Origin of the sequence: Francisella philomiragia (genome assembly GCF_018135955.1) — a bacterium.
Lineage (GTDB): Bacteria > Pseudomonadota > Gammaproteobacteria > Francisellales > Francisellaceae > Francisella > Francisella philomiragia.
In genome coordinates this window covers 1,797,496-1,818,853 of the sequence record NZ_CP063138.1, presented here as the reverse complement: position 1 = coordinate 1,818,853, position 21,358 = coordinate 1,797,496, and the positions used below count along the sequence as shown (strand labels likewise).

Here is a 21,358-nt window from a genome sequence, read left to right as displayed (position 1 = left end):
GAATGTTGAGATTTTTTGGAAATTTCTGGCATATATCTGATTTTTTCTGGAAAAGTAAGTACGGTAAAATAGCTTTAGCGATAGTAGCTTTGTTGCTAGTACTTGAAGGCTTGGGGGTTGCTCTAAGTGTTTACTTAAACTCATGGAATGTTGGGTTCTATAACTCAATTCAAGAGTATAATAAAGCATTGTTGATACACCAATTAATTATCTTCATAGTCTTGATATCATTGATGATGTTTAACTTCTTTCTATCATATTTAGTTAAGCAGTTCTTTGTTATTTTTATCCGTAAACCAATGACTGATTTTTATACTAAAAATTGGCTGTACTCAAGATCATACTATAGAAGTAAACAGGTTGATAATCCAGAAGAAAGGATTGATGAAGATGTTACAAGATTTATTACCGATTCACAATCATTATTTTTGGGAATTACAAGAAGTATTTTTAGTTTTTTCTCATTTGCGGTAGTTTTGTGGGGATTATCAGGAGACTATACTTTCAATATTTTAGGTGTAGATATTACCATCTATGGCTATCTTTTTTGGGTGGCTTTTTTATTAGGTCTTTTGAATATTGTTGTAGTATTTTGGGTGGGCAGACCCTTGAAAAAGCTAGTGTATCAAAAACAGAAGTTACAAGCTAACTTTAGATACCACTTATCTACCATTAGAAACAATCGACTCTCAGTTAGAGATTACAATGCTGAAAGATATGAATATGCTCGTTCTAGAAGGAATTTCAAAGCAATTGTAACTAACTTCTATAGTTTAATGTTCCGTAATGCAAAAATAGATGTTGTAAATACGCTATTTAGTCAAGTCTATGCAATTATCGGTACGATCTTGTCATTACCCAGATACTTTGCAAAACAGATAAGCTTTGGTCAGATGATGCAGGTAAACTCAGCAGTAATGCAAGTGATATTTCCTATGGTTTATTTGACCTATGTATATGAGACCTTAGCTAGCCTAAGAGCTAGTATGTCACGACTTACAGAGTTAAAGCATGAAATATCCTCAGAAAAAACAAATTCTGATGAGATAGATATGCTTAATTGCGAAGAAAGTATTTTAGAAGTAAATAGTTTTTCGTTGCAAAAATCACAAAACTCACCATTCTTGTTGGATAACATATGTTTTAGGCTAAAGAGTCAAGAAAGATTGCTTATAAGTGGCCATTCGGGCATTGGTAAAAGTACTCTGTTAAGAGCTATTGCAGGGGTGGGGTGTGGTAGTCATGAAGGAGATATTATCTTTGCCAAGAAGTGTCTCAAGATTTGTTTATTGCCTCAGAAACCTTATTACCCTGAAGATGATTTTAAGCGAGCTATTTTTTATCCAATACAGTCGGGAATACCTTCGGATGATAAGTTTATCGAGATTCTTGAGTTACTAAATGTCGGCTACTTAGCAAAATACATAAATACAATAAATGATTGGCGAAATTTTCTATCGTCTGGTGAGCAGCAAAAGCTTAATTTCTGTAGGATTTTTGTTAAAGAGTATGATTTACTATTACTTGATGAGGCAACTTCAAATATTGATATAAATTCTGAAAGAAAAATATATCAAATTCTACAAGAAAAAGGATTTACATATATCTCAACAAGTCATAGTGAGAGAGTTAGAGAATACCATGATAGCTTTTTAGATTTTTCTAATGATTGATCAAAAGATGAACAATAATACTAGCGAAATAACCTATGGCAATAACCCAAGTCCACTTGAGGTGCCCCATAAAAGTATATTTACCTTTGGATTTACCCATCACGGCAACACCAGCTGCTGAGCCTATAGCTAGTAAGCTACCACCAACCCCAGCAGTTAGAGTTATTAGTAACCATTGAGCATGTTCCATTGTTGGATTCATGCTAAGGACAGCAAACATAACAGGGATGTTATCAATAATTGCTGAAAGTATACCAATAATTGTATTTGCTTGAGTATGTGCAGAGAAAAGGCTTGGTGCAATTGATTGCATATCTGTATAGATATATTGAGATGCTAAACCAAGATAGCCTAAAGCTGCTAGTCCTTGTACAGAAACTAATATTCCATAGAAAAACAACAGTGTATCCCACTCTGCTTCTTTGACTTTATCAAAGATATCAAAAGCATGAGGAGGCATTTTGTGTTTTTTAGGATTCCTATTCTCATAAGCAATTTTCAGTCCGTAGATATAGTTGTATATCATTACATATCCGAAGCCAGTCATCATTCCTAGTGATGGTGGTAAGTGAAGTAAATGCTCAAATGATACAGCAGTAGCAATCGTTAAGATAAATAGCAAAATAACTGGAACAGCGCCACGTTTAAGCTCTACCTTTTCCTCTATTATCGATTGAGATTCCATTTTTGGTATAAAAAAGCTCATAATAATAGCTGGTACTAAGAAATTCACTAATGATGGTACAAATATAGCAAAGAATTCTGTGAATTTTACAACTCCAGTTTGCCAGACCATCAGCGTAGTAATATCTCCAAATGGAGAAAATGCACCGCCTGCATTTGCTGCAACTACAATATTAACACAAGCCATAGTAATAAACTTTTTATTGTCTTTGCCAATAGATATTACAACGGTACTCATCACTAGAGCAGTTGTTAGGTTATCAGCAACTGCCGATAAGAAAAAAGCTATAATACCTGTAAGCCAAAATGTTGCTAGATATCCAAAGCCAGCTCTTAGTAGTGTACTTTTTAGCTTAGCAAAGACATTTCGATCTTCCATTAGATTGATATATGCCATTGCGACTAATAAGAATAGTAAAAGCTCACCATACTCAGTCATAATATGGTCAAAGTTTGAATGTACAATATTGTCCGCGCCAACTGATTTGCCAACTATTGCTACTAATGTCCATATAATACCTGCTGCGAGGATTACAGGTTTGGACTTATTGAGTTTAGTGAAGTCTTCGGTCATAACAAATAAATAAGCAATTACAAAAACCACAACAGCAGCAATCGCTAGTGGTTGGTCAACAGCATGAACACTCACCGCACTTAGAGATTTAGCCCCTTCAGCAAATGATAATATAGGTAACATGCTTGTAAATATTACAAGTAGGAGTTTTTTAAACATTATATTTAAATAAAAATTATCGATGGCGCTATTATAACATTGTCAGCTAGAGAGTTAAGAAAATAAACTAAGCTTTTAGCTTTGGTAGTACTACTATACTAAATGGGTAACATATTTATATTAATCTGATATAATAACCCGCTACTTACATATAAAATACAAGGGGTGTTTCTATGTGGAAATATTCTCCAATTAAAACTATTCTTATTCTAGGACCTATGGTTTTTGCTTTTGCATTAGCTATGGATGTCTATATGCCTGTTCTACCAGATATGCGAGAGGCTTTTAATACAACTCAGCAAATGGTGCAAGTCACGTTATCTTTGTTTTTGGTTGTTACTGGAGTTGGTCAGCTTATTCTAGGACCATTATCAGATCAATTTGGTAGATTCAAAATTATTTTAATATCATCTATTATATTTTTGATAGGGTCGGTTTTATGTGCAATCTCTCAAGATATTGAGTTTTTGATATTTTCGAGAGTTGTTCAGGCTGTGGGGTGCTGTGGTCTATCAGTATGTGCTTTTGCAATTATTAGAGATGCATTCTTCGGTAAAACAAGTTCGATGATATACAGCTTTATTAATGCGATAATCTCTGTTTCACCAATAGTAGGGCCATTAATTGGAGTGCAGTTAGCGATACATTTTCCATGGTATTCAGCTTTTATATTTCTGACTATATTGGCTTTTGTTTCATTTTTGATAATCGTATTTTTTGTTAAAGAAAGCTTACCTGTTGAAAGACGCAAAAAGATGACTTTGAGTGTTTTTGCGAGATATTTACATGTGTTAAAGTCTTTACAGTTTTGGGCGTATTCGCTAGCAGCTGTATCAGGGATGGTTTCGTTTTTTATATTATTTTCAATGACTCCATACATTATTAACTATTTGGGTTACCCTATTTCAGAGATATACATTGTATTTGGTTCAGCAGGGGTGGCATTTTTGATAGGTTCAATATTTGCTGGAGTTATTGTTAATGCACTGGGTGTCTATAACACTGCCTTTCTTGGTGTGGTGTGTGTATTTATTGCAGGTGTTTTGTCATTTAGTATATATGAAATATGGGGATTAAGTTTATGGGGCTTTTTTGCTCCGTGTTTCTTAGCGACATTTGGTTGTGCCCTTACCGCAGGTACTGGCGCTAGTGGTAGCATGGAGCCATTCTATGAAATGGCGGGTGTTGCAGCAGCATTATTTGGAACTATGGAGTTTGCTATTAGTGGAACTATAGGCAGTATAGCGATGTTATTCCCAGCAACTAGCTCTTTACCAATAGCAATTACAATGATTATTATTTCTATTATTGCGGCTTCATTGTTAATTCTAGTCAAAATCACACAGACAAAAGAATAGCTAATATTTATAAATCTTAGAAGTTACTTATGCTAAAAATATTAAAAACTATATTTAGTACAGTTAAATCGATATCGAGCTCTTACTGGAGTTGGTATATGGATTCGTGGAGAAGAGTTGCCCCAATAAGATACTTTGGATTTTTCTTATGATATTGATAATAATATACGAAGTTTTCTTTAAATCTTAACTTAATAATGCTCGTGAAGCATAGTCTTATGAACGGTGGTTAGTTTCTGTTAATATGCATATATGGATGACAGCTATGCGCATATGGATATTTTTATCTATTTTGAAATAAATTAGAATCACTGGTATTGAGTCATCATAACCTTAATTATTGCCTTTTGAATAAATATAGATGTTCTTATAGATCAAAGGCAAAAGTTAGATACTCTAATTTCAAGAATTGATTTTATAAGAAACCAAAGGATAAACTATGAAAAAAACATCACTTGTTGTAGTGGCGCTATTTACGTCAACATTAGCCTTAGCAACACCATTCACTTTGAATATTGATAATCAATCTGAAGCACAGGGGTTGCAACTTCATTCATCTACTGATGGGGATAAGAACCTTGAAAAAGGCATCAATACTTTTAATCTTGATACTCAAAATCAGTATGAGATCCGTATTCCAAATGTTCAGATAATAGGATCATTGAAGCAAGATGCAAGCTTTTTTACTATGCAGAGTGTTCCAATGAATCCACAATATTATCAAAATTTGAATGTTGAAATCTCATCTCCAAATGGTTCATACAAAACTGTAACACCAAAGCAAGCTAATGGCATATGTAGTATTGATACTCAAGGGCAGGGCATTACTTGTAGAATATCGAAAGTAGCACCAAGCGAGCTTAATATTACCCTCACAGGAGGTAAAGCTCCTGAGCCAATAGCTGAGTATACTTACGATGCGGGTGTTTGGGATGGTTCAAAAATATATCAAGTCAAATATAATCCAACTTTGTACCCTAAAGTAATATATTCGGTAGATGGAGGAAAGAACTATATGTCATATGTAGCTTGTTGGTATGCAGATGCTTCAAATACTCCAGGAAATGGTGATCCTTGGAGAGAGTACGATCCATCAAAAAATGTTTGCTCGTAAAATCTCCATGATTAAAACTATACTCTAAAGCTATCTAGACACTATTTATTTCATAAATTTCTTATCATTAAGGCGAACTTCATATCATCAGATGTGACATTATCAAATCTAACTTTAGCTTGATAGCCACTACCTTTTGCCTCTTCCATAGGATTACCATCTTTGTCTAGCATATTGTCTAGTATTATCTCACGACTACCAGATGGCAACATAAGTTCAATACTATCGCCGATTTTCATTTTGTTACGGACATTGATATCAGCATAGCCAGTATGTTCATCGAAGTTTGTTACTTCACCAACAAACTGTTGAGTAGAACTACGTGAGTCTGAGTTTTCATACTTTTGATACTCATCATGAACATGGCGACGATAGAACCCCTCGGTATAACCTCTGTGAGCTAGACCTTCAAGTTTATCCATAAGCGTTATGTCAAAAGGTTTGCCTGCAAGAACATCTTTGATAGCCTGATCATATAGCTGAGCAGTTCTAGCAGCATAGAAAAATGATTTTGTACGACCCTCTATCTTAAAGCAATCAACACCCATCTTCATCATTGCTTCTACATGCTGTATAGCTCTTAGGTCTTTTGAATTCATAATATAAGTACCATGCTCATCTTCAAACATTGGGTTATATTGTCCTGGCTCTTTGTCATTCTCTATAAGCACTACTTTATCGGAAGGTGTACCTATACCAAGAGTTGACTTGACTTCAACAGGCTCGAAATCTCCCCACTCGTTTTGTTTTGCCTCAGCAACTTTGTAGTTATTGCGACAAGCATTATTACATACACCTTGGTTAGGATCTCTATGACTGTAGTATCCTGATAGTAGACATCTACCTGAGTAAGCCATACATAATGAGCCATGAACAAATGTTTCAATTTCCATATCTGGAACATGCTCTTTGATCTCTGCGATTTCTTTTAGAGATAGTTCTCTTGATAATACAACGCGTGTAATACCAAATTTTTGCCAAAATCTAACAGTTTCATAGTTCACTGCATTGGCTTGAACTGATAAATGTATCTCTTGGTCTGGGAAGTTCTCTCTAACTAGCATAATCATGCCAGGGTCTGACATAATCATTGCATCAGGTTTAAGAGCAAGTACAGGAGCTATATCTTTGATGTAAGTTTTGATTTTAGCATTATGTGGAGCTATATTATTAGCTAGCATTATCTTCTTGCCTTGTGCATGAGCTTCAGTAATTGCTGTCTCAAGAGTCTCTAATTTTGAGAACTCATTATTTCTAGCCCTTAGGCTATAGCGAGGTTGTCCAATATATACTGCATCAGCCCCATAAGCAAAAGCATAGCGCATAGCTTTTAGGGTGCCTGCCGGTGACAATAGTTCAGGTCTTTTCATGTATTTTTATCCTTTGACTTAATATTTACTAAGCTTTTTTTCTTAGAAAGCGAATGATTCAACTCTATATTTTAACTTTTTATTTTTTGTCTATAAAGATTTATTTTGATACAAAGAATTGTTGAATTAATTCTAATTTACAAAAAAATAAGATGGTAAGATTCAGTCAAAGTCTGGTATTTTGGAGATTTAGATATATCTAAATTAGCAGCCTATAAATTATAATCCAAAAGGTCGGTAAGACTGCTAATATAATATAAGATATTATTAGTCCATCATAACCATACTTTGTTAAAAAAGCTCCAAGACCACTAAAGGCAAATGCTGCTAAGTTTTGTAATAATCCTAATGCTGATGCTGCTGTTCCTCGCCTATGAGGATGTAAAGATAGTGCTTCACTACTTATGTTAGGAGCTCCAATCCCAGAGCCTATTGTGAAAATGAAAAATGGTATTGCTAATAGCCACCCAGAGAGAGGTAAGTTGATTATTTTAGTAACTAAAACAATAGTCAAAGATGTTATGAATAAACAAATAGGAAGTATAATTCTATTTTCAAATTTAACTCCTTTTCTCAACATGAGTTTAGAAATTATTCCACCTAATATAAATGCAATCGATATCGGAATAAAAAATAAACTAAACTCCCCTGTCGCAAAATGAAGTTTTGTCAACAAGAAGGGAACTTGAGACAGGTATACATATACAGATATATATATCGAAGTACTAGCTAAAGTTAAGATGATAAATTTAAAATCTTTCAATAAGTGTCTGTATTGATTTAGTACAGCTAAAATAATATGCTGTTGAGTAATGCTATGCTCTTTTACATCATGGATACTTTTCGGAGGGGTAGGTAGCTTTATAGTTATTAAAAATAATACTGCAGCTATTACTATTAAAAAAATAAAAATCCCATACCATGTTGATAATGTTAAAATTGTACCGCCAAATACTGGTGCTATAGCTGGCATTGAACCAATGAGGATATATCCTGTACCAATAATATGTGCAGCATGCTTTTCAAAATAACTAAATGCTAGAACTTGCCATAGACACAATGCACTTGCTGCACTTAATCCTTGAGTCAGTCGAGCTATAAGGAAGGTTGAAATATTAGGTGATAAGATGGCTATAAGATTAGCAACAATATACAAGATAAGCCCAAATGCTAGAACCTTTGATGTTTTGATGTGATCAGATAATGCACCATATATCGGAATACCAATAGCGAGACCTAGCATGTAAAAGCTAATAGTCAAACTCATACTTGCTTTTGTTGTCGAAAAAATGTGCTGTAATATTGGCATTGCTGGTAAATAAATATTAGCCGTTAAGATTGATAAAAAAGCTAATGTGTAAATAAGAGTTTTAATATTTTTGCTCATGTGAGATTCCTGAAAAGAGTTTGGATATTAGACTTAGTCACTATTAAAATTTATTGTTCACTATTTGTTTATAAGTTTTGAGGCTTTTAAGTTTTAAGCTTTGCTATTGTAGATCTGGTACAGAGTGTGAGAATCTTCAAGAACTCTATAGTTTAGTATTTTCTGATTTTTTATTTCATATATTGATACAATGTAAGTTTCAAAGATTTGGTTGTTATGTGAGAATATAACCTTTAGTTTCCCATATTCGTAAACAAGATTTGTATTTTCACTTGCGGTTAAATCTATAGATGTTTTATTAAACTGACTAACATCTTTTTTGATGTTTTTGAAGTGTTCAATAATGGCTTGTTTGCCAAGGTGTGAGCCACTCCAGGCACCATTGATACTATCGGAATGCCACTCTGCATTATCATCAATTAGGTTTAGTGCTGCATCTAGGTTGCCATTTTGCTGATACTCAATAAAGTTTTGAATTATCTCAAGGTTTGTTTTAGTCATTTTAAATACCTCTAGGTTTATGGTGTGTTGAGAGTTTAAATTAGATTCTTAAATATATAAATTGAATAATTTTCATCATTATGTTAACTTTTGGTTAACACTGGTTTTTTTTAATTACTTTGTCTATGCAGTATACGTTACATCAACTCAGAGTATTTGCAGCAGTGGTTGAAAATAAGAGTTTAAGAAAAGCAGCAGAACAGCTTTTTATTACACCACCAGCGGTGACTAAACAACTTCAAAATTTAGAAGATATTATAGATTTAGAGCTCTTCGAAAGAAAAAGTAATAGTTTAAATTTGAACAATGAAGGAGAGCGTTTCTATGATCTAGTCAAGCCTATACTTGAAAAAATAGATCAGGTTAATAGATTAGAGTTACCAATTTTGAGGAATAGAAAGTCAAAGATTAGAATAGGTCTGTTACCAATATTTGAAAAAAGTATCTTTGATGCAATAAATAGATGTATAGATAATGAAACTATATTTGAATATGATTTAAAAGTTTGTAAAAAAACTCGATTAATAGAGAAGCTTGAGAATAATGATATAGATGTTGTATTGGCAGTAATGAGCGATGAAGAGGTACATGACCTTAAGAATAAAGGTTATAATGTCAAGTTATACAATAGAATTGATTTTGAAATGTATGTTTCAAAAAAGTTATTAAAGCGTTATGGTGGTTTAGAGACAGTTTTTAGAAATTCAGTTTTAATTTTAGAAAGTAAATATCGAGATAAATTTCGTTTATCAAATGTAATAAGCTTTGATTGTTGTTTAAGTGTTTATAATGCAATTATACAAGGAGTTGGTTATGGTTTTTTACCAACATTTCTCGTTAAGTCTCAAGAGGGTAAAGATTTAGTTAATATGGATACAGAGTTATCGTTAGCTAGTCTTTATAGTTACTATGTTTATCAAACAAAAGAGTCTGCAAAGGTTGATACTATTAAAAATCTCTTTCAAGTATCTTAATAATATTAAATGGCAAAAATTAGCAAGGTTCCTTTTACCGTGGTATTATGATATTATCTTTTTTCTAAATAGTAGATGAAATTTACTTCTTAATATTAAATATTAATAGGGGCTAATATGAATTTTGAGCTTGCTAGAGAGAATATGGTAAAGCAACAAGTCCTCACGGAAGGTCTTTCTTTAGATGGTGTTGCAAAGATTATGACAGATATCCCTAGAGAGATTTTTCTACCCAAAGAATATCAATCTTTAGCTTATTGTGATACTAATCTTGTGATAGATGATAGAGAGCTTAGAAGCCCTATGTTTACAGCTAGGTTAATAGAAGCTTTAGCTATGAGAAAAACTGATAATGTATTAAAGCTTGGTTTGGAAACTGGGTATCCAGTAGCTTTGATAGCCAAATTGTGTAACAGTGTAGAGCTTGTTGACTACGACGAAGAAAGACTGGCTATGGCTAGACGCAATTTAGCAAAAGTAGATGTTTATAATGTTGAATTTAATAGTGCTGAGCACCTTACAAATATTATAAAAAATGCTAAAAAATATAACTGCATATATATATCAAATGTTGTAGAAGAAAATGAAGTAGATGAATCTTTACTAGATCTTCTTGAAGTTGGTGGTAGATTGGTTTTTGTTGTCAGAACTGATGTGTGTGACAAAGCTTATCTCATAACTAAAGCAGTAAAAGAAACATATCAGAAGAATTTTCTCTTTAATGTTTACAATAGATAAAAAAATATGAAGAAACTAGCACTATATATTTTGGGTTTTTTGGGGGTTTTTATGGCATTTGCCAACGAGGATACTCCTGTGCCAGAATACAAATATGCCGGAAGACCTCTTGGTACAGATATAACGCAGAATCCATATAGTGTAGAAAAACAGTATGCGAAAGCTGATGAGATTAAAGTAGATAACAAATTCTATGATCTTAAAAAAGCTGATGAAGTCGCGATGGTTGGTAATACTGAAGATAAATTCTACAGCTTAGTTGATATTTATAAGTTAGCAGCTGAACATAACGCAGATTACCAAGCAGCTAGATCAACATTTGCAGCTAATGTTGAAACAGTGCCTGCAGCATTGGGTGCATTATTACCGCAGATTGATTTTAACTATAATCTTAGACGCGATCTGTATAATCAGTTCGGTGGTAGGGTTAATGATACGTCAAATAATGTTAATTTCAGTGGTTCTCAAGTACTTTTTGATTGGAGTAAATGGAAGACATATACTCAAGCTACATACTTGCAAAAATCTTATGCTATGATTTATGCAAAGGCAGAGCAGACTCTTATAGTTGATACTGTAACAGCATATTTTGAGCTTCTCAGAGCAGAGCAGGCACTACAGTTTCAATTTGCAAACGAAGCATGGAACAAGAAGTTATATCTAACACAGAAATATCAATATAATTCTGGTATGGTTTCCTATGCAGATTTTAAGACCACAGATGCTCAGTATCGTCAAGCGATTGCTGATAGAGTTAGTGCCCAAAGGAACTTTATCAACGCAAAAGCAGTAATGGCTAAACTTATTGGTAAACGCATAAGCTCTATATTATATATTTCAAAAGATACTGAATTTGGCAATCCTGTACCAGATGATATCAACTACTGGTTAAATACTGCTGAGAAGTATAATCTTGATATTGCACAGAAACGATTTGAGTATCAAGCAGCACAAGAGGGTGTGGGTATTGAGTGGGGTAATTTTTTCCCTAAGGTTAATTTAACTGGCGGTATAATGATGTCACGAAATGCTTTGTCTGGTAACCAACAACAGATCGCAAAAATTCCTACTAAGTATGATGTTGCCAATGTCGGTGGTGAGGCTAATTGGAACATATTAAGAGGTGGTTCTGATTATGCGAAGCTTAAACAAGCTAGTTATAATAATCAAGCAGCTAATTATGCGCTACTTCAAACACAGCGAGAGGTTTATGCTGGAACTGTAGAAGCTTATCAGACTGTTGTACTGGATGCTGTGAGGATTGATGCCTTCAGGAAGTCAGTATATGCTGGTATTGCTTCTGTAAAAGCGATATTAGATGGCTTTGAGGCTGGTACTCAGACTATTGTAGACTTACTTAACCGTCAGGCAATACTTGTACAGGCTCAGCTTTCATTTGCAGATGCTATATTTAACTATGTTGAGGATTATGTTAGATTGAAGCAGTTGCAGGGTGGCTTGACTTATAAAGATGTTGAGTACATAAACAATATTCTTGGTAAAACAGATATAATCTCGCAGATTGCAACGGAGTAATTACTTCAATGTCTCAAGTTTCAGCTTTTATTTTAGATTTTGAAAAATACAAAGCTGAGGATCTTAGAAATTATCTTTCTTCTAAAAAAAATATAGATTTGTTAAAACTAACTAATAAGCAGAAAATATTTTCCCAGTTTATTCGCTATTTTGTATTAGAGAGATTTTATGATATTGCTACTCCAATATTTGAATATAAGCATGGTAAGCCATATCTAAAGAGTCACAAGTTTTATTTCAATATAAGTCATACTAAGAATAAAGCTATAATAGTTTTTGCAAATCACGATATAGGTGTTGATGCTGAGGAGATATCTTCAAAGAGAAATGTTCTTTTGATAGCAGAGCGATACTTTACTAATCAAGAGTATCAAAGTTTAAAAAATAGCGAAGACACATATAATCAGTTTTATAAGTTATGGACATTAAAAGAAGCTCAAGTAAAAAGAAGCTCTCTAGGTATTGCTAGAGGGCTGTCTGATGCGAACTTCATTAAGCGAAATACACGATGGATAAGTAATAATTATCCAGAAGATTTTTTCACATTTAATTATCAAGAATTAATAATTTCAATTTGTTGTCAAAACATCGCTAATCAGAAAATAGATTTATACGAAATTCAAAATTTTGAATTTATAGGAATAAACATTACTAGGGGGTAATCAATTATGGCGTTACATGCCAAAAATGATATGAAACATAAGTTGTATAAAGAATCATTACCAAAATTTGAAATTCCCAAAAAATCAAATGATGCTTTCGAAGCATATCAACAAATCAAAGATGAGCTAATGCTCGATGGTAATTCAAAGCAGAATTTAGCGACATTTTGTCAAACAGAAGTTGATGATTTCATTCATAGGCTTATGGATGATTGCATTGATAAGAATATGATTGATAAAGATGAGTATCCTCAAACTGCTGAAATAGAGTCACGATGTGTCAACATACTAGCAAACCTATGGAACTCTTCAGCAGAAAATGCAATCGGCTGTTCAACTACTGGCTCATCTGAAGCAGCTATGCTTGGCGGTATGGCAATGAAGTGGCGCTGGCGTGATAAGATGAAGGCACAAGGTAAAGATTATACAAAACCTAATCTTGTTACAGGACCTGTGCAAGTCTGCTGGCATAAATTCGCTAGATATTGGGATATTGAGCTTAGAGAGATTCCAATGTCAAATGAAAGTTTAATAATGACTCCAGAAACTATGCTTAAGTACTGTGATGAAAATACAATTGGAGTTGTGCCGACTTTAGGGGTTACCTTTACAGGTCAGTACGAGCCTGTTGAGGCAGTTTGTGAAGCACTTGATAAATTTGAGAGAGATACTGGTATTGATATTCCAGTGCATGTGGATGCTGCTTCTGGAGGATTTTTAGCACCATTTGTAGAGCCTGAACTTAGGTGGGATTTTAGATTACCAAGAGTTAAGTCAATTAATTCATCAGGACATAAGTTTGGGTTATCGCCATTAGGAGTGGGTTGGGTTGTTTGGGCAGATAAGAAATACTTACCTCAAGATTTGATTTTTAATGTTAATTATCTTGGTGGCGATATGCCGACATTTGCTTTAAATTTCTCTCGACCTGGTGGTCAGATAGTTGCCCAATATTATAACTTTGTTAAGCTTGGTTTTGAAGGGTATAAGAAAGTTCATAAGCTTAGTTATGATGTTGCAAAATATATTGCTAAAGAAATTAAGGGTATGGGTATCTTTGATATTATTCATGCTGGTAAAGGTGGTATCCCAGCAGTGAGCTGGTCACTTAAGGCAGGCAAAAGTTATGATTTGTTTGATATCTCTGAAAAAATTCGTGCTAGAGGTTGGCAGATAGCTGCTTATTCGATGCCAAAAGATAGACAAGACTTGGTAGTTATGCGAGTGCTTGTTAGGAGAGGCTTTAGCTTTGATTTAGCAGAGCTTATGATTAGGGATCTAAAAAATGTTATTAACTCTTTAGATAATAAATCTAAAGATATCGAAAGAGGTGGTTTTTCGCATTAGTAGTATTAGATGATTTTGATTAATTTATCATGATAAATATTGCTATAATATGTTTGTTAATTAATTTGGTATAAAGAGTAGTTGGTAGTTTTATGTGTGGAGTTATAGGAGTCGCTGGACCGAATCAGGTTAGTTATCCATTATTTTATGGTTTAAGTCTTTTGCAACATAGAGGTCAAGATGCGGCAGGTATCGCGACTATGGATCAAGGACATTTTTTTATTCGCAAAAATACAGGGCTTGTAAGTGATGTGTTTACAGATGAAAAGCTAGAAAAGTCAAAAGGTAATATGGGTATAGGGCATGTCAGATATCCAACTGCTGGAAGCTTAGGAGCTGCAGACAGTCAGCCTTTTTATGTAAATAATCCTCACGGTATAGTCTTTGCTCATAATGGTAATTTGACAAATGTTGCTGAGCTTGCACAGATGTTACATGATATCGAAAGACGTCATCTAAACACAACTTCTGATTCAGAGCTGCTTTTGAATTTTTTTGCATGTGGTATGAATAAATCAAAAGGTTGTCCAACACCTGAAGCTGTCTATAAAGCATGTGAGTTTGTTTTTGAACATGCTAAGGGTGGTTATGCTTGTACTGCGATGATAGCAAATTTTGGACTAGTGGCTTTTAGAGATCCGTATGGTATACGACCTTTGATACTAGGTGTTAAGGAATATGACAATGGCGAAAAAGCCTATATGGTGGCTAGTGAGAGTGTTTCTTTAGATATATCGGGATTTAAGATACTAAGAGATGTTGAGCCTGGAGAAGTGATAATTATCACTGAGGATAGACAAGTTCACTCTAAGATATGTGCAAAAAATCCAGTTTTAGCGCCTTGTCTATTTGAATATGTATACTTTGCACGTCCTGATAGTATTATGAATGGCGTAAGCGTATATCAAGCTAGAGTTGATGCTGGTAAAGTGTTAAGTCAACGAATCAAAGAAACATGGAAAGATAAAGAGATTGATATTGTAATCCCCGTGCCGGAGACAGGTAGAGCATCAGCCCAAGAGATAGCAACAGCATTAGGTGTTGAGTACCGTGAAGGGTTTGTTAAAAACCGCTATGTGGGTAGAACATTTATCATGCCTGAAAATGTTGATAGAAAGAACTTTGTAAGAAGAAAGTTAAATCCAATACCAGCAGAATTTAAGGATAAGAATGTTTTGCTAGTTGATGACTCAATAGTTAGAGGTACAACATCTAAGCGTATTATTGAGATGGTCAGAGATTTGGGTGCGAAATCTGTATATCTTGCTTCTGTATCACCAGCTGTTTGTTATCCAAATGTATATGGTATTGATATGCCTGTTAAATCAGACTTGGTTGCACATGGTAAAACGTTAGAAGAAATTCGTGAGTGGATTGGAGTTGATGGATTGATTTATTTACCATTAGAAGATCTAAAGCAAATAGTTCAAAAGCAAAATCCTAAAATCACAGAGTTTGAAGATAGTGTTTTCTCTGGTAATTATATTACAGGTGATGTTGACGAAGCTTATTTGAATGAGCTAGAAAGACATAGAAAAGAGTTAAAAGAGTTAGAAAAGAAATATAAAGGGTTTGATAGCTAATGATTAGGATTTTTGAAGGGTTAAGTGCATTATCTCCATTTAAAAGAGAAAAGATTTCAGCAGATGCTAAAAAAATATCTAATAAAGTTGAGTCTGTATCTGCTCAATATATTCATGTTGTAGAGCTTGAGTCAGAGTTAAGTAATGAGCAAGAAAAAATAATTAAATCTTTACTTAACTACAATATAGAGTATGGTTCAACAGAGCCGAAGGGTCATACTTTTATTACGGCTCCAAGAGCAGGCACGATCTCTCCTTGGTCATCAAAGGCTACTGATATTATCCGTAATACTGGTATCAGTGCTGTTAAGAGAGTAGAAAGAGCTGTTCTTTTTGGTATTGAGGGACAAGTTTCTGATAGTGAGCTAAGAGCTATAGAAAATTTAGTACATGATCGTATGGTTGAGGAAGTCTTTTCTTGTAAAGAAGATCTGCATGGGTTGTTTAGCGTAACAGCACCAAAAGAGCTAGAGACTGTTAATGTACTAGAAAATGGTGCTCAGGCTATCAAAGATGCGGATAAGAAGCTTGGATTAGCTTTAAGTGAGCAAGAGATTGATTATCTAGCTGATGAGTATACAAAGCTTGGTAGAAACCCTACTGATACAGAGCTATATATGTTTGCTCAAGCAAACTCAGAGCATTGTAGACATAAGATTTTTAATGCCAAATGGACTATAGATGGTCAAGAGCAAGATAAGTCATTGTTTAAAATGATTCGTAACACTACTGAGAAATCTCCGAAAGGTGTACTTTCTGCATATAAAGATAATGCAGCTGTGATAGAGGGTGCAACTGCTCAAAGATTCTATTCAAATACGCAAACTGGTGTTTATAGTTTCAATCAAGAGGAAGTTGATATCCTGATGAAAGTTGAGACTCATAATCACCCAACTGCTATAGCTCCATTTAGTGGTTCAGCTACTGGTGTTGGCGGAGAGATTCGTGATGAGGGAGCTACTGGGTTGGGAGCTAAACCAAAAGCTGGTTTGACAGGTTTTACGGTATCAAACTTAAATATCCCAAATTTTGAACAAGCTTGGGAGACTAGCAAGTATGGTAAACCACATCATATAGTTACACCACTTCAAATTATGTTAGAGGCTCCAATAGGTGGAGCTCATTATTCAAATGAGTTTGGTCGACCAAATCTAAATGGTTATTTCCGTACTTTTGAGCAAGAGGTTAACACATCTGCTGGTAAAGAGATGTTTGGCTATCACAAGCCAATTATGATTGCTGGTGGTATGGGTAACATCAAAAGAATGCATGTTGAGAAAGGCGATATCAAAGTTGGTGCTAAGTTAATCTGTCTTGGTGGACCTGCGATGCGCATTGGTCTAGGTGGTGGGGCTGCGTCATCCGTTGTATCTTCTGATACTAACTCAGAGCTAGATTTTGCATCTGTTCAGCGTGATAATGCTGAGATGGAGCGTCGTTGCCAGGAGGTTATCGATAGATGTTGGCAAATGGGTGAGCATAACCCAATTACATTTATCCATGATGTTGGTGCAGGTGGTATTTCAAATGCGTTTCCTGAGCTTGTGAAAGATGGTAATGTCGGTGGTCATTTTGAGCTTAGAAAAGTAAATGTCGGTGAAGAAGGGCTTTCTCCATTAGAAATATGGTCAAATGAGTCACAAGAAAGATATGTATTATCAGTTGATCCTGAGTCATTAGAGCTTTTTGAACAACTTTGTAACAGAGAAAGATGTCCATTTGCAGTAGTTGGTGAGGCAATATCTGAGAAGCATATTACGTTAAATGATGAGTATTTCGATAATAAGCCGGTTGATTTACCAATGGGGCTATTATTTGGTAATACACCACAAATGCATATTGATGTAAAAACTGTTAAAGTTGAGCAAGATGCTTTTGATACGAGTACTATCAAGCTTGATGATGCGATTGAAAGAGTGCTAAAAGTACCGGCTGTAGCTTCTAAATCTTTCTTAATCACAATTGGCGATAGAAGTATTACAGGTATGGTTGCACGCGATCAAATGGTTGGTCCATGGCAAGTGCCTGTGGCTGACTGTGCTGTGACAACTGCTACAGTCGATAGTCAAGCAGGCGAGGCTATGGCAATGGGCGAGAGAACTCCTGTTGCTGCTATTAATGCGGCTGCTTCTGGTAGATTAGCAATTGCTGAGACTGTAACAAACCTTCTAGCTGCGGATATTGAAAAATTAAGTGATATTCGCCTATCTGCAAATTGGATGGTTGCTGCAAATCAGGGTGACGAAAACCAAAAGTTATATGAGACTGTAAAAGCTGTTGGTATGCAATTTGCGCCAGCGTTGGGTATTGCAATACCAGTTGGTAAAGACTCAATGTCAATGAAAACCCAGTGGTTAGATAAATCGGGGTCAGATAATGGTCAAGCTAAATCAGTAACATCGCCATTGTCTTTAGTGATTTCAGGTTTCTCGCCTGTTACTAATGCACGTAAGACTCTTACACCAGTTTTAGTTGATGATAATGATACAACTTTATTACACATTGATCTATCAAATGGTGCCGGTAGACTTGGAGCTTCTTGTTTAGCCCAAGCTTATAACCAAGTTGGCAATATTGCACCAGATGTTGAAGCGACTAAGGTGAAAGTGTTATTTGAAAATATCACTAAACTAAAAGCTGAAAATAAAATCTTAGCATATCATGATGTATCTGATGGTGGTGTATTTGCAACTTTAGCAGAGATGTCATTCGCTGGGCGTAAAGGTTTAGATATTAAGCTAGAGACTCAAGATATATTAGCAAAACTCTTTGCTGAAGAAGTTGGGGTTGTTATCCAAGTTAAAAATAGTGATGTAGTACTAGTTGACAAGATGTTTAAAGATACTGAAATTCACCTGTGTGCAATAGCTAAGCTAAACTCTAGCGATGAGTTAAATATCTTTGCAAATGGTGAGAAAGTATACTCAAATACGCGTGTAAATTTACAAAGATGGTGGGCTGAGACTTCATATCAAATCCAATCAATCCGTGATAATAACGAATGTGCTAAACAAGAGTTTGATAGTATTTTAAATACTGATGATAAAGGTATCCATGTTGAGGCGACATTTGATCTTGAAGAAGATATTACAGCTAAGTTTGTCAATGTTGAGAAACCAAAAGTTGCAATCTTAAGAGAGCAAGGTGTCAACGGTCAAGTTGAGATGGCAGCAGCATTTACTACGGCTGGTTTTGAGGCTCATGATGTGCATATGTCAGATTTGCATGCTGGGCGTGTAACTTTGGCAGATTTCAAAGTATTGGTGGCTTGTGGTGGTTTCTCATATGGTGATGTTCTAGGTGCTGGCGGCGGCTGGGCAAAGAATATCCTCTTTACCGAGAAGCTAAGAGATGAGTTTAGTAGATTCTTTGGTCGTAATGATACTCTAGCACTAGGCGTGTGTAATGGTTGCCAAATGCTTGCTCAGCTTAAATCACTAATCAAAGGCGCTGAAAACTGGCCGATATTTATCAAGAATAAATCAGAGCAGTTTGAGGCAAGAGTATCTATGGTTGAGATTCAAGAGTCTGATTCTATTTGGTTTGCGGATATGGCAGGCACAAAAGCACCAATTGCTGTAGCTCATGGAGAGGGTCGTCCATTATTTGAAAATGACAACCAGCAACAAGCTATGCTAGCAAGCGCTCAAGTAGCTCTTAAATATATCGATGGGCAAGATCAAACTACAGAGATATATCCATACAATCCAAATGGTGCAATAGATGGTCTAACAGCTGTGACAGCTCTAGATGGTCGTGTCCTTGCGATGATGCCGCATCCTGAGCGTGTCTATAGAGCGATCACAAACTCGCATATCCCAGCAGAGTATGATGAGTATTCTGTATGGATGAGAATGTTTAGAAATGCTAGGAAGTGGGTTGGGTAGAGTACTTTTATGAATAATAATAAGATTATATTAGAGGGCTGTATAAAGGTATTCAAAGAGTCAAATGAATTGAGTTTCTCGGACAGTCAAATATTTGAGCTATTTAGTTTGTCACAAGTTCATAAAGATAATGACTTAACATTTGAGAATATAGAACATTCTATTGTTGATGGCTCAAATGATGGTGGAATTGACTCACTTATGATATTTATTGATGATGAGTACATTGAGAATATTGAAGATCTAGATAATTTTTCATTTAAAAGTAAAACAAGAACAAGGTTTGTAATATCTCAGTGTAAAAAAGAGTCTTCTTTTAAAGAATCATCTATAGATAAAATCATTACTACAATTCCAGAACTATTTGACTTAGAAAAAAATGAAACAGCTTTACTTACTAGATTTAATGCGAGCTTAGTTTCTCAGACTATTTTATTAGCTGATGCTTGGCAGAAAACAGCTATTGCCGGAGGGTCTATATCTATTGATTACCATTATATAACTAACGCAACCTCAGTAGAAATTAATAATGTTTTTGAAGAAAAGAAAGAACAGCTAAAAAGAATAACATCCAAGATATTTTCAACAAAGCTTGTTGATTTTAAATGCTATAGCTGTAAAGAATTATTAGAGTTTTACCAAAAGCAAAAATCTAACAGACTATCTATAGAGTTTAAAGATAGGCCTTTATCTATTAGTTATGGAAATGATGGGATTGGTTACATTGGTGTAGTTGAGCTTGCGAAGTACAAGCAGTTTTTAACTTCAGATAACGATGAAATTAGAGATGATCTATTTGAAAATAATATTCGACATTTTCAAGGATCTGTAGATGTTAATAAGAAGATTAAAAATACCATTGAGACTAAAGCAGATCAAGATTTTTGGTGGTTGAATAATGGTGTAACAATTGTTGCGGAAGATCCTAAAGAATTAAATAAACAATTATCTATAGAAAATGTTCAAATCGTAAATGGTTTACAAACATCTTATTCAATATATAACGCTCATAATGGAGATACTTCAGATGATAGGTCAGTTCTTGTTAAAGTCATCATAGTAAATGATAATAAAGAGGTTACAGATAACATAATTGCATCAACAAACAGCCAGAACCCTGTGTCTGCAGTTTTATTACGAGCAACAGAACAAATACAAAGAGAGTTAGAATTGTATTTTTTAAATGAGGGTTACTATTATGATAGAAGAAAAAACTATTATAAGAATCTAGGAAAGCCAGCCACTAAAATATTTAGTATACAAAGTTTAGCTCAGTCAGTACAAACATTGATTTTTGAAGAGCCTCATAGTGCAAGAGCAACACCAACATCTTTGCTTAAAAAAGATCAAACATATAATAGGATATTTGATAATCATCGCGAATATAAGAGTTATTTAAATTGTTGTTTAGTGAATAGAAAAGTTCATAATTTTTGGTTAAAGCATGGTAATCTTGATGAAAAATCAAAGGTTTCAAATTTTAAATTTCATTTGAGTCTTCTTATGGTAAGAAAAATATTTGGATTTAGTAGTTTAATGGCTGATAGTATTACAAATTTAAATCTTTTAGACCTGAATGAAAGTCTTTTTTCAGAAACGGTAAAAGATCTTTCAAGAGTTATTGATGATTATTTGGCCGCAGATGAAAAAAGAAATTTAATTAATATAGCAAAGACCGGTGGGTTTACTAGTCACATGTTATCTAGTGTTTCATAGGAGTCAGCTATATTGCGATTAGTATTTTAAAATCTGAGATTTTAATTCCCCTTCACAAGAGAAGGGGTGGGTTGCGAGAGCAACTTGGGGTAGTT

General features: G+C 34.5%; 15 protein-coding genes. 11 read left to right on the top strand and 4 right to left on the bottom strand.

Features of this window, described 5'->3' with window-relative positions:
- The first annotated feature begins 2 nt into the window (after nucleotides 1-2).
- Nucleotides 3-1,673 (top strand): ABC transporter ATP-binding protein/permease, encoded by a 1,671-nt coding sequence (locus IMS64_RS08820; RefSeq protein ID WP_211490462.1) that lies wholly within the window; start codon nucleotides 3-5, stop codon nucleotides 1,671-1,673.
- On the opposite strand, the gene nhaD is transcribed toward IMS64_RS08820, so the two are convergent.
- Nucleotides 1,663-3,090 carry a sodium:proton antiporter NhaD gene (gene nhaD / locus IMS64_RS08815; protein ID WP_211490461.1) on the bottom strand — a complete coding sequence of 476 codons (1,428 nt, stop codon included), beginning with the start codon at nucleotides 3,088-3,090 and terminating at the stop codon, nucleotides 1,663-1,665. The genes IMS64_RS08820 and nhaD overlap by 11 nt on opposite strands.
- A gap of 173 nt (nucleotides 3,091-3,263) precedes the next feature.
- Between nhaD and IMS64_RS08810 the strand changes: the two genes are divergently transcribed.
- Entirely contained in the window at nucleotides 3,264-4,448 is a 1,185-nt protein-coding gene (locus IMS64_RS08810; protein ID WP_004286918.1) for a multidrug effflux MFS transporter, read from the top strand.
- A gap of 439 nt (nucleotides 4,449-4,887) precedes the next feature.
- The gene (locus IMS64_RS08805; RefSeq protein WP_200148158.1) at nucleotides 4,888-5,562 is read left to right on the top strand and encodes a hypothetical protein; all 675 of its coding nucleotides are present in this window, start codon (nucleotides 4,888-4,890) and stop codon (nucleotides 5,560-5,562) included.
- A gap of 50 nt (nucleotides 5,563-5,612) precedes the next feature.
- Here the strand turns inward: IMS64_RS08805 and trhP are convergent, their stop codons facing one another.
- The 3 genes from trhP to IMS64_RS08790 all read right to left on the bottom strand — a co-directional run bounded on the left by trhP (nucleotide 5,613) and on the right by IMS64_RS08790 (nucleotide 8,820).
- Nucleotides 5,613-6,932: a prephenate-dependent tRNA uridine(34) hydroxylase TrhP gene (gene trhP, locus IMS64_RS08800; protein WP_088821741.1), complete on the bottom strand. Its 1,320-nt coding sequence runs from the start codon at nucleotides 6,930-6,932 to the stop codon at nucleotides 5,613-5,615.
- Between the two features lie 199 nt (nucleotides 6,933-7,131).
- Nucleotides 7,132-8,319, bottom strand: a complete 1,188-nt coding sequence (locus IMS64_RS08795; protein WP_211490460.1) for an MFS transporter — start codon at nucleotides 8,317-8,319, stop codon at nucleotides 7,132-7,134.
- A gap of 93 nt (nucleotides 8,320-8,412) precedes the next feature.
- Nucleotides 8,413-8,820: a nuclear transport factor 2 family protein gene (locus IMS64_RS08790; protein ID WP_042517027.1), complete on the bottom strand. Its 408-nt coding sequence runs from the start codon at nucleotides 8,818-8,820 to the stop codon at nucleotides 8,413-8,415.
- Between the two features lie 125 nt (nucleotides 8,821-8,945).
- Between IMS64_RS08790 and IMS64_RS08785 the strand changes: the two genes are divergently transcribed.
- The 8 genes from IMS64_RS08785 (at nucleotide 8,946) to IMS64_RS08750 (ending at nucleotide 21,263) form a co-directional block, all read left to right on the top strand.
- Nucleotides 8,946-9,794, top strand: a complete 849-nt coding sequence (locus IMS64_RS08785) for a LysR family transcriptional regulator (RefSeq protein WP_211490459.1) — start codon at nucleotides 8,946-8,948, stop codon at nucleotides 9,792-9,794.
- A 117-nt stretch (nucleotides 9,795-9,911) separates the two neighbouring features.
- Nucleotides 9,912-10,532: a protein-L-isoaspartate O-methyltransferase family protein gene (locus IMS64_RS08780; RefSeq protein ID WP_211490458.1), complete on the top strand. Its 621-nt coding sequence runs from the start codon at nucleotides 9,912-9,914 to the stop codon at nucleotides 10,530-10,532.
- A gap of 6 nt (nucleotides 10,533-10,538) precedes the next feature.
- A complete protein-coding gene (locus IMS64_RS08775; RefSeq protein ID WP_211490457.1) occupies nucleotides 10,539-12,068 on the top strand; it encodes a TolC family protein in 1,530 nt (509 codons plus the stop codon).
- 8 nt (nucleotides 12,069-12,076) lie between these two features.
- The gene (locus IMS64_RS08770; RefSeq protein ID WP_211490456.1) at nucleotides 12,077-12,730 is read left to right on the top strand and encodes a 4'-phosphopantetheinyl transferase family protein; all 654 of its coding nucleotides are present in this window, start codon (nucleotides 12,077-12,079) and stop codon (nucleotides 12,728-12,730) included.
- Nucleotides 12,731-12,736: 6 nt separating this feature from the next.
- Nucleotides 12,737-14,077: a glutamate decarboxylase gene (gene gad, locus IMS64_RS08765; protein ID WP_211490455.1), complete on the top strand. Its 1,341-nt coding sequence runs from the start codon at nucleotides 12,737-12,739 to the stop codon at nucleotides 14,075-14,077.
- Between the two features lie 92 nt (nucleotides 14,078-14,169).
- Nucleotides 14,170-15,660, top strand: coding sequence for an amidophosphoribosyltransferase (purF, locus tag IMS64_RS08760; RefSeq protein ID WP_004286926.1), 1,491 nt, complete (start codon nucleotides 14,170-14,172; stop codon nucleotides 15,658-15,660).
- Nucleotides 15,660-19,547 (top strand): phosphoribosylformylglycinamidine synthase, encoded by a 3,888-nt coding sequence (purL, locus tag IMS64_RS08755; protein ID WP_211490454.1) that lies wholly within the window; start codon nucleotides 15,660-15,662, stop codon nucleotides 19,545-19,547. The genes purF and purL overlap by 1 nt, the downstream gene beginning before the upstream one ends.
- Before the next feature lie 9 nt (nucleotides 19,548-19,556).
- Nucleotides 19,557-21,263, top strand: a complete 1,707-nt coding sequence (locus tag IMS64_RS08750; protein WP_211490453.1) for an AIPR family protein — start codon at nucleotides 19,557-19,559, stop codon at nucleotides 21,261-21,263.
- Nucleotides 21,264-21,358: the final 95 nt, after the last annotated feature.